General features: G+C 59.9%; 11 protein-coding genes and 1 pseudogene. 7 read left to right on the forward strand and 5 right to left on the reverse strand.

Annotation, left to right across the window (positions count from 1 at the left end):
- The first annotated feature begins 64 nt into the window (after positions 1 to 64).
- Positions 65 to 889 (forward strand): aspartyl/asparaginyl beta-hydroxylase domain-containing protein, encoded by an 825-nt coding sequence (locus ACIOMR_RS26120; RefSeq protein WP_177050884.1) that lies wholly within the window; start codon positions 65 to 67, stop codon positions 887 to 889.
- Positions 890 to 1,036: 147 nt separating this feature from the next.
- Positions 1,037 to 2,410 carry a nucleotide 5'-monophosphate nucleosidase PpnN gene (ppnN, locus tag ACIOMR_RS26125; RefSeq protein WP_088424477.1) on the forward strand — a complete coding sequence of 458 codons (1,374 nt, stop codon included), beginning with the start codon at positions 1,037 to 1,039 and terminating at the stop codon, positions 2,408 to 2,410.
- A gap of 1 nt (position 2,411) precedes the next feature.
- On the opposite strand, the gene ACIOMR_RS26130 is transcribed toward ppnN, so the two are convergent.
- The gene (locus ACIOMR_RS26130; RefSeq protein ID WP_003218870.1) at positions 2,412 to 2,804 is read right to left on the reverse strand and encodes a RidA family protein; all 393 of its coding nucleotides are present in this window, start codon (positions 2,802 to 2,804) and stop codon (positions 2,412 to 2,414) included.
- Between the two features lie 98 nt (positions 2,805 to 2,902).
- On the opposite strand from ACIOMR_RS26130, the gene ACIOMR_RS26135 reads away from it, so the two are divergent.
- The 3 genes from ACIOMR_RS26135 (at position 2,903) to ACIOMR_RS26145 (ending at position 4,058) form a co-directional block, all read left to right on the forward strand.
- Positions 2,903 to 3,217, forward strand: a complete 315-nt coding sequence (locus tag ACIOMR_RS26135; RefSeq protein ID WP_401197165.1) for an AbrB/MazE/SpoVT family DNA-binding domain-containing protein — start codon at positions 2,903 to 2,905, stop codon at positions 3,215 to 3,217.
- Positions 3,214 to 3,609 (forward strand): PIN domain-containing protein, encoded by a 396-nt coding sequence (locus ACIOMR_RS26140; protein WP_003218874.1) that lies wholly within the window; start codon positions 3,214 to 3,216, stop codon positions 3,607 to 3,609. The genes ACIOMR_RS26135 and ACIOMR_RS26140 overlap by 4 nt, the downstream gene beginning before the upstream one ends.
- Positions 3,610 to 3,683: 74 nt before the next feature.
- The gene (locus tag ACIOMR_RS26145; RefSeq protein WP_032899669.1) at positions 3,684 to 4,058 is read left to right on the forward strand and encodes a hypothetical protein; all 375 of its coding nucleotides are present in this window, start codon (positions 3,684 to 3,686) and stop codon (positions 4,056 to 4,058) included.
- 15 nt (positions 4,059 to 4,073) lie between these two features.
- Here ACIOMR_RS26145 and ACIOMR_RS26150 read toward each other — a convergent pair whose 3' ends face one another.
- The gene (locus ACIOMR_RS26150) at positions 4,074 to 4,403 is read right to left on the reverse strand and encodes a YXWGXW repeat-containing protein (RefSeq protein WP_023659079.1); all 330 of its coding nucleotides are present in this window, start codon (positions 4,401 to 4,403) and stop codon (positions 4,074 to 4,076) included.
- A 160-nt stretch (positions 4,404 to 4,563) separates the two neighbouring features.
- Complete coding sequence (locus tag ACIOMR_RS26155; RefSeq protein WP_178903611.1) at positions 4,564 to 5,463, reverse strand: DMT family transporter; 900 nt, start codon at positions 5,461 to 5,463, stop codon at positions 4,564 to 4,566.
- Between the two features lie 97 nt (positions 5,464 to 5,560).
- Here ACIOMR_RS26155 and ACIOMR_RS26160 point away from each other — a divergent pair, with 97 nt between their 5' ends.
- Positions 5,561 to 6,409 carry a LysR substrate-binding domain-containing protein gene (locus ACIOMR_RS26160; RefSeq protein WP_134325972.1) on the forward strand — a complete coding sequence of 283 codons (849 nt, stop codon included), beginning with the start codon at positions 5,561 to 5,563 and terminating at the stop codon, positions 6,407 to 6,409.
- Here ACIOMR_RS26160 and ACIOMR_RS26165 read toward each other — a convergent pair.
- Entirely contained in the window at positions 6,406 to 7,302 is an 897-nt protein-coding gene (locus tag ACIOMR_RS26165) for a LysR family transcriptional regulator (protein ID WP_173406091.1), read from the reverse strand. The genes ACIOMR_RS26160 and ACIOMR_RS26165 overlap by 4 nt on opposite strands.
- Positions 7,303 to 7,387: 85 nt before the next feature.
- Here ACIOMR_RS26165 and ACIOMR_RS26170 point away from each other — a divergent pair.
- A pseudogene (locus ACIOMR_RS26170) lies at positions 7,388 to 8,053 on the forward strand (NADPH-dependent F420 reductase); the annotation flags it as partial.
- A gap of 85 nt (positions 8,054 to 8,138) precedes the next feature.
- On the opposite strand, the gene mqo reads toward ACIOMR_RS26170, so the two are convergent.
- The coding region (gene mqo / locus ACIOMR_RS26175) for a malate dehydrogenase (quinone) (protein ID WP_401197171.1) at positions 8,139 to 9,545 on the reverse strand (1,407 nt) is incomplete at its 5' end.

Raw genomic sequence — 9,545 nt, forward strand, 5'->3', positions numbered from 1 at the left:
GGCCTGCCAGTCAATCGCGGACGGTTTTGAAGCAATCGAAAACCGTCCGATGGAGCCCAGTTTCATGAGTAAGAGTGTCATCCGCAAACGCCTGGCATCCGCCGCTTGGGTCCTTGGCGTATTGCTGTTCATTTATTGCTTCCCCAAGACCACCCTGGTGTTTCTGCTGCTGGTGGTGTTCTGTGGACTGTATGACTTCCTACGCAATGGCCTGTACGACAGCGCGACCATCAAGAAGTATTTCATCGGCAACGGGCGCAATACCTGGCTGCTGGCACCGTTCAACACGCTGTTCGATTTGTTGAGCCAGCGTAATCGCCACGTTTATAAAATGAACGACTTGCCGCCGGCCTGGCGCGAAGACCTGCAAAAGGTGATCGACGACGCCATGGCCAACAAAGACGAGATCATCCAGTACCTGGATGAGCGCATGGCCGAGAAAAAACGCGGCATGCTGTTTTTCCAATGGTACGGCCGCCCGATCGAGACCACCCTGGATATCCCGCAACTGCGGGAAAAACTGCCCTACGTGAAAACCATCGGCGTGTCGGTATTCAACGAAAACCGTTCCACCTCGTTTCACTTCGGCCCGCTGCGCATGATGTTCCGCGTGCTCTACAACATGGCACCGGCGCCCCATCACGATGGCGTCTACATCCAGGTCGGCAAGCACAAACACTACTGGCACGATGATCCGCTGTTTATCTTCGATGACACGCTGATGCATGCCTCCTTCAACAAGAACGACGCCAAGCGCTACTGCCTGTTCATCGACATCGTGCGGCCAACCCTGGTGCCGTCGGTGCTCAACGGCCTGATCGCGGGCTTTGCCGGAGCAGTCTTTACCCTGCGTCGGTTTTTCTACAAAAACTGGAAGCTGATTCAGTAACTTCTGCGGCATGATGGTGCGCGACGGTGTTTGCGCTCGGCTCCAGTGCCGGGGAAAATGCCAGTCCAATGCGACCGAAAACGGCGCGCACTATCCTCAAGCCACTGGCCATTCATGGTCCGGTGGCTGTGCTTTCAGGGAATCAGAATGCCCCAAAGACAAGTCATCAATGCCTCCGTAAGCCCTAAAGGCAGCCTTGAAACGCTGTCGCAACGTGAAGTCCAGCAACTGAGCGAAGCCGGTACCGGCAGCATCTACACCCTCTTCCGTCAATGCGCCCTGGCCATCCTCAACACCGGCGCGCACATCGACAACGCCAAGACCATCCTCGACGCCTATAAAGATTTCGAAGTGCGCATCCACCAGCAGGACCGTGGCGTGCGCCTGGAACTGTTGAATGCACCGGCTGACGCGTTCGTCGATGGTGAAATGATCGCCAGTACCCGGGAGATGCTGTTCAGCGCCCTGCGTGACATCGTCTACACCGAAAACGAACTGGACAGCCAGCGCATCGACCTGAGCAGCTCCCAGGGCATCACCGACTACGTGTTCCACCTGCTGCGCAACGCCCGCACCCTGCGCCCGGGCGTCGAGCCGAAGATCGTGGTGTGCTGGGGCGGGCACTCGATCAATACCGAAGAATACAAATACACCAAGAAAGTCGGCCACGAACTCGGCCTGCGCAGCCTCGACGTGTGCACCGGCTGCGGCCCCGGCGTGATGAAAGGCCCGATGAAGGGCGCGACCATTTCCCACGCCAAGCAACGCATTACCGGCGGGCGCTACCTGGGCCTGACCGAGCCGGGGATCATCGCCGCCGAGGCGCCGAACCCGATCGTCAATGAGCTGGTGATTTTGCCGGACATCGAAAAGCGCCTGGAAGCCTTCGTGCGCGTCGGCCACGGCATCATCATCTTCCCGGGCGGCGCCGGCACCGCCGAAGAGTTCCTGTACCTGCTGGGCATCCTGATGCACCCGGACAACCGCGACGTGCCGTTCCCGGTGATCCTCACCGGGCCGAAACACGCCGCGCCGTACCTGCAACAGTTGCACGCGTTCGTCGGCGCGACCCTGGGCGAAGCGGCCCAGGCTCATTACCAGATCATCATTGACGACCCGGCTGAGGTGGCACGGCAGATGACCGCCGGCTTGAAAGCGGTCAAACAGTTCCGCCGCGAGCGCAACGACGCGTTCCACTTCAACTGGCTGCTGAAGATCGACGAGGGCTTCCAGCGCCCGTTCGACCCGACCCACGCCAACATGGCCAGCCTGCAACTGAGCCACGCGCTGCCGCCCCATGAACTGGCGGCCAACCTGCGCCGGGCGTTCTCGGGGATTGTGGCGGGCAACGTCAAGGACAAGGGCATCCGCCTGATCGAGCAGAACGGGCCGTATGAGATTCATGGCGACCCGGCGATCATGAAACCGCTGGATGAGTTGCTGAAGGCGTTCGTAGAGCAGCACCGGATGAAACTGCCAGGCGGCGCCGCCTACGTGCCGTGCTACCGCGTGGTGCAGTGAGTCAGCGCTGAACCGCTACGCACTTGATCTCCAGCAGCAAGCCCGGGTTGGCCAGTTCTGATACGCCAATGACCGTCCAGGCGCACAACCCGCGAGGGAACAGGCGGTTTTTCACTTCACGGAAAACCGCCATGTGCTCGCTCATGTTCACGTGGTAGGTGGTCATGTCGACCACGTCTTCAAACGTACAGCCCCCCTCCTCCAATACCAGGCGCAGGCTCTCCCAGGCGGCGACGAACTGTGCCTCGGGATCGGTGATGACTTCCAGGTGTTCCGTGCGGCCGACCTGCCCTGCGCAGTACAGGGTCTTGCCGACTTTTACGGCCGGGACGTAGCCGGCGCGCTCGACGATGGGGTGCATGGAAGTGGGGATGATGAGGTGGCGGTCGGTCATATGTTGTATCTCTTAAGGCTGGTTTCAGGCGTGTCGACGGGAAACGTTCGGACTATCGTTTTACCTGTTCCGACCCACCCACGCCAGATGAGTAACCTATGGACCAATGGATCTTGCCCTCCACTATTCCTTACCCTAAGGTAAGGAGTATCACGAGAGAGGCTTTCAACATGGCTACCGCCACACTCACTTCAAAAGGCCAAATAACCATTCCCGTTCAAGTCAGGGCCGCACTTGGGCTGAACACTGGCGACCGGGTCGAATTCGTCGAAATGGAAGAGGGCAAGTTTGCGATCATCGCGGCCAGCAAGACTGTGTCGGACCTCAAAGGGCTGATCCGCAAACCCGCCAAGCCCGTCAGCATCGAAGAAATGAACCTGGCCATCGCTGCACAGGGAGCCAAAGCACGATGATTGGACTGGATACCAATGTGCTGGTGCGTTACGTCACCCAGGATGATCCCGTCCAATCGCCAAAGGCATCCAGACTGATCGAGTCGCTCACCACTGCCTCGCCGGGTTTTGTCAGCCTGGTTTCAGTGGTGGAACTGGTGTGGGTCCTGCAGTCCAGTTACCAGTCAGCCAAGAGTGAAGTGGTTGCGGTCCTGGAGACGCTGCTGCGTACCCGCGAACTGACCGTAGAGCACGCCGACGTTATCTGGCAGGCACTCCGGCGATTTACAAGCACCAGGGCCGATTTCGCCGACTGCCTGATTGAACGCTGCGCCCACGCAGCAGGCTGTGAATATACGGCGACATTTGATGTCAGCGCGGCCAAGGCTACCGGCATGCGGCGGCTGACCTGAGGCGACGCGTTGCAGAAGCGTCAAGGCTTTGGTAGAAAATGCCCTTACTGACTTTATCCAGAGACAAGACCAACGTGCGCACGCTTTTTCTCGCCGGCCTGGCATTAACGTCCCCATTGACCCTCGCCGAAGCCATCGCCTGGCCCGACCTGCCCGACACCTGCTTCGTCAGCGGTCGCTCCGCTACCAGTCAGGATGTGGACACCGGTTGTGCGGCGTTTCTGATCAATGTGAAGGGCAAGGCGGCAGGCACGCCGATCAAGCTGGATATCCCGCAGTACGCCATGCATGTCGACGAAGGCACCGGCAAGGAAACACCGGTGATCCTCATCCAGGCGGAAGAGAATGGCGATGTTAAAGCAGTAGGTTACAAGGAGCTTGGCACCGGCCAGTTGGGCGCGGCGCTGCTCAGGGAAGTTCGGCTTCTGGGTACGAAGAAGCCGATTTAAGCCATCGGAAAACGGTCAGCGAACCCAACCGCCGCCCTGCCAGTGATAGCCGTCGTTACGCTGCTCCCAATGCGGGTGAACATAACGATAACCTGGCCGTACAGGCTCCCAGTGGCCGTGAACCGCCACATAGCGCCCGCCTTCCCAACGCCAGTAGCCACGTGACCACAGGTAACCTGGCCGCCCTTCGGGCTCGACCTCGATGACCTGCACCGGCGGCGGTTGCGGCGCGACGACTTCTACATATTCACGCTGCACCGGTCGTCGATCATGCACGACCCGCTCCTCTACACACCCGGAAGCCGCGACGACCAAAGCCGCCAATGCCGCATAACGTAACAACATACAGAATCCTCGGGCGTAACCGCCCAGCGTTTATACCGGTAAAAAAAATGCCCCCTTGTTCCAGCCGCGCTCCTGCTTGGCCATAAGACTTTTTAACAGGTGCCAACTGTCAGCTTGCTGAACCCACGGGCAGACAGCAGGTAAAGAAAAACTGACCTTTTCAAGAGGCACAGACTGCGACCGGCTGTTTCAGTCGCACCAGAATCAGCCCGGCCACCACCACGGAGATCCCTGCATACGTCGACGCATGAATCTCATCGCCAAACATCAGTGCCGCCCACACCAGTGTCACGGGAGGCTCCAGGTACACCAATGTCGCCACATGGGTAGCCGTCATTACGCGCAACAACATCCACAGGCTCAGGTAAGCCACGAAGGTAGAGAACACCGTCAGCCAAACGATGGAGATCAATACGTCGGGGGTCCGCGGAATGCTCAGCGTATCGGTGTACAGCACCGCTGCAGCAAAGCCGATCAAGGTCAGCAACGACTGGATAAACAACGCCAGGCTCAGGCCGCCGGAGTCAGTGCGGGCCGCCCGCCGTTCGTACAGCGTGGCCACGGTCAGACCGAGTGCCGACACCAGGGGCAATGCATACATGACCCACCCGACTTCGGCCCCGCTGTTGCGGTATTGCCCGAAGATGACGATCGACACGCCGGCAAAACCGATCATCAACCCCAGCCACTGCCAGCCGCCGCTGCGTTCGGCGTGGCTACCCGATGACAGCGCCGCCGTCATCAATGGCTGCAGGGCCGCGATGATCGCCGCAATCCCCGGCGGCAAACCGTTCTGGATCGCCACGTAGACACAGGTCAAATAGAGAAACTGCGAGAGGAAACCCACCACCGCGTGATGGCGGATCTGTGCCCAGGAAACCTTCAGCAGCCGCACGTTCAAAAACAGCGCCAGGCACAACGATACCAGCAAGAAACGCCAGAACAGCACGTTGAACACGCCATCACTCCGGGTCGCCAGTTTCGCGCCGATAAACCCCGAACTCCACGACAGCACGAACACCGCCTGTAACAGCAACCGCCCCACGGTTGATCGCTTCATTGAGCCTCCGGTTCGCTTGATTGACCAAAAGGCTAAGTGCCGCGCATGATTCTGTATATTTGAATAATCTGTACCACTAATCCTTAAAAGTGGAATCATGAGCAAACAACTGAATATTGACCTGTTGCGCACTTTCCACGCGGTGGCCCGCTTCCAGCGATTCAACGAAGCGGCCAATCATGTGCATCGCAGTGCCTCGACGGTGACCACGCAGATCCAGAAGCTCGAAGACCAGGTCGGCCAACGCCTGTTCAGCCGCAGCAACCAGGGGGTTGAACTGACGATGTACGGCAAGAAACTCCTGGGCGAAACCACCGAATTCCTCAAGAGCCACGACCGCTTGCTGGCCTCCCTCACGCCGCAACGCATGCAGGGCAAGATTCGCCTGGGTTTGCCTGATTCTTACGCGCCAGACTTCATGCAGGAGTTCCTGCCCCGCCTGGTCGCCGACAACCCATTGCTGGAACTGGAGGTAGAAGCGCGCTCCAGTGGCGAACTGCTCACGCTGTTCGCCAGCAGGCAGCTGGACCTGGCCCTGATTGTCAGCGCCCAGCCGTTGGAACAAGGCGAGCGCCTGGGAGAAATCCAGCCGCTGTGGGTGGCCGCCGAACACTTCAGCTGCCCACCGCAGGCGCCACTGCCGATTGCCGTGCAACTGACAGGTTGCCCTTATCGCGCTGCAGCGATTCGAGCGCTGAAGGAGCACGGCACTTACTATCGGGTGCTGCTGGAAAGCGCGAGTTCGCCCGCTGTTGAAGCGTGTATCCGCAGTGGCATGGCGGTGGGGTTGGTGGAAGAAAGCCGCATGGGTAAGGGATTGACGCGCCAGATTGCTGGAGCTGAACTGCCGCCGCTGCCGCTGCATCACCTGTACCTGCTTGGCGACAGCAGCAACCTGTTGGCACTGCATCTGTATGAGCAGGTCAAGGCCGGCTTCAGCGTCTAGGGTGGTCCGAAACGCAACAGCACCGCATCGACAAATCGCCGCAGTTTGGCGGTGCGCTGGCGATTCGCGGTGTAGAGCAAATGCATCTGCCGACTTGGCGCCTCATAGTCCGGCAGCACTCGCACCAACTCACCGCTCTTGAGCGCCGAGCGTAAGAAATCCTCAGGCCCCAGCACAACCCCGAAACCATCCCGCGCGGCCGACATCAAGGCCCGGCTTTCATTCACGTGCAGGCGGCTGGCAACCTGGGCCTTGTGCAGGACGGCGCCTTGGTAGAACGACCATTCGCGATCAGCCGGACGTGACCAGTAGGCGTATCCCAGGCACTCGTGGTGTTCAAGGTCAGCGGGCGTCAGCGGCGTGCCGCGCTCGGCCAGGTATTTGGGTGCCGCACAGACCACCAGGCGGTAGGGCTGCAGCGGCCGGGCCGTGAGGCTGCTGTTCGCCAGCGGGCCGATACGGAACGCCACTTCGTAGCCCTCCTCCACCAGGTCGACAAACCGGTCGGTCAGGTGCAGGTCGATTTCCACCTCGGGGTTGTCGCGTAAAAATTCGGTCACCAGTGGCATCAGGCTGTAGGAGCCAAAAGTCACCGGGGCGCTGATCTTGAGCTTGCCCCGTGGTGTGTCATTCATGATCTGGGCGAGGGAGTCTGCGGCCTCTGCCTCTGTCAGGATATGTTTGCAGCGCTCGTAGTACGCGCTTCCCAACTCCGTCAGGCTTTGCCGGCGTGTGGTGCGGTTGAGCAGGCGTGCGCCCAGCCGCCGCTCCAGCGCCGCCACATGCTTGGCTACCATCTGCGGCGACATTCCCAGGCGTTCGGCAGCACGGGCGTAGGACCCCAGTTCGGCAGCCATCACAAAGGCACTCATGCTTGAAAGGCGGTCCATCATTCACCACTCCCAGTAACAATACCTAAACCAGAACGGCCATTTTTCCTCATCCAGTAGCCAATCATCATAACGTCTCTCTCAACTCAGGAGCACCGACATGAAAATTGGCATTATCGGAGCAGGCTTTATCGGACGCGCCGTTGCGCAGTTGGCGTTGGCGGCCGGCCATGAAGTGATGTTGAGCAACTCCCGCGGCCCGCAGTCGATGAGCAGCGTGCTGAGTGGCATTCGTGGGGTTCAAGTGGGTACTGCGCAAGACGCCGCGCAATTTGGCGAACTGGTCCTGCTGGCGATTCCGTTCGAACACTACCGCAGCGTGCCGGCGCAGTGGCTGGAAGGCAAAACCGTGATGGATGCCAACAACTACTACCCGAACCGCGACGGCCATATTCCCGTGCTCGACCGCTTTGAAACCACCACCAGTCGGCTGGTGGCCGAGCACCTGTCGCAATCAAATGTGGTGAAAGTGTTCAACGCTATCCTGGCGCCGGACCTGACCCAGGATGCTCGCAGCCGCGGCGCACCCGACCGGCGCGCGCTCCCGGTCGCAGCGGACGACCCGGCAGCCAAGGCGCAAGTCATCGCCCTGCTGGACGAGATCGGCTTCGACGCAGTAGATGCCGGTGGGCTGGATGAGAGCTGGCGGTTTGAGCGCGCCAAGCCGGCGTACTGCATACCTCTGGATAAAGAGGGACTGAAGGCAGCGTTGGCAGCTGCAGAGCGGCAGGTCGAAGTACCCGCTCATTGGTGACACCTGCAAAAAAGCCCGCTGACCGTCACCGGTTCAGCGGGCTTTTTACGTTGCGCAGGCCCTGAATCAGGACCTCACCAACGTCTTACAGCGCGAGGTCAGAAGCTGGCTTGCTCGGCTCAGCCGCAGGCTTTGCAGCCTCGGTGGCTTTCGGAGCAGTCAGCTGCGGAATCGCAGGTGGAGGCGTCAGCTGCAGAATGTTGGCGGTGTAGGCCCATTCTTTAGCCACAGCTTCAGGGCTGTCGTTCAGCTTGGTGCCGTAGCTAGGCACGATCTGGTGCAGCTTTTCCTGCCAGGCCGGGGAAGCAACCTGTTCCTTGAACACTTTCTGCAGCACGGTCAGCATGATCGGAGCCGCGGTGGACGCGCCTGGCGATGCACCCAACAGGCCGGCGATGGTGTTGTCGGCGGAGCTGACCACTTCGGTACCGAGTTTCAGGACGCCGCCCTGCTCTTCGTCACGCTTGATGATCTGCACACGCTGACCGGCCTGCCACAGGCGCCAGTCTTCTTTCTTGGCGTTCGGGAAGTACTCTTGCAGCGCCTTGAAGCGGTCGTCATCCGACAGCATCAGTTGGCCGGCGAGGTACTCGACCAGTGGGTATTCGCGGATACCGACTTTGGTCATTGGCCAGATGTTGTGGGTGGTGGTGCTGGTCAGCAGGTCCAGGTACGAGCCTTCTTTCAGGAACTTGGTCGAGAAGGTAGCGAATGGGCCAAACAGAATCACGCGCTTGCCATCCAGCACGCGGGTGTCCAGGTGCGGAACCGACATCGGCGGTGCGCCAACGGAAGCTTTACCGTAGGCCTTGGCCAGGTGCTGCTCGGCAATCGTTGGGTTATCGGTGACCAGGAACGAACCACCAACAGGGAAGCCCGCGTATTCCTTGGCTTCAGGAATGCCCGACTTCTGCAGCAGGTGCAGTGCACCGCCGCCCGCGCCGATGAACACGAACTTGGCGTCGGTTTCCGTCTTGGTGCCGTCTTTCAGGTTCTTGTAGCTGACACGCCAGGTGCCATCGGCGTTCTTGGTGATGTCCTGCACTTCGCTCGACAGTTTCAGGTCGAACTTCGGCGTAGTTTGCAGGTGAGCGACGAACTGGCGCGTGATCTCGCCGAAGTTCACGTCCGTACCGATCGGGGTCCAGGTGGCCGCGATTTTCTGGTTCGGGTCACGCCCTTCCATCATCAGCGGAACCCATTTGGCGATTTGCGCCGGGTCCTCGGAGTACTGCATGCCGGCGAACAGCGGGCTCGCCTGCAGCGCTTCGTAACGCTTCTTCAGGAACTTGATGTTGTCATCGCCCCACACGAAGCTCATGTGCGGAGTGGAGTTGATGAACGAACGCGGGTTCTTCAGGACGCCCTGCTGAACCTGCCAGGACCAGAACTGACGGGAGATCTGGAACGCTTCGTTGATCTCGACCGCTTTCGGGATCTCAACGTTGCCGTTCTTGTCTTCAGGGGTGGAGTTCAGCTCAGCCAAAGCCGA

This window comes from Pseudomonas sp. NPDC087814, assembly GCF_044742865.1.
Classification (GTDB): domain Bacteria; phylum Pseudomonadota; class Gammaproteobacteria; order Pseudomonadales; family Pseudomonadaceae; genus Aquipseudomonas.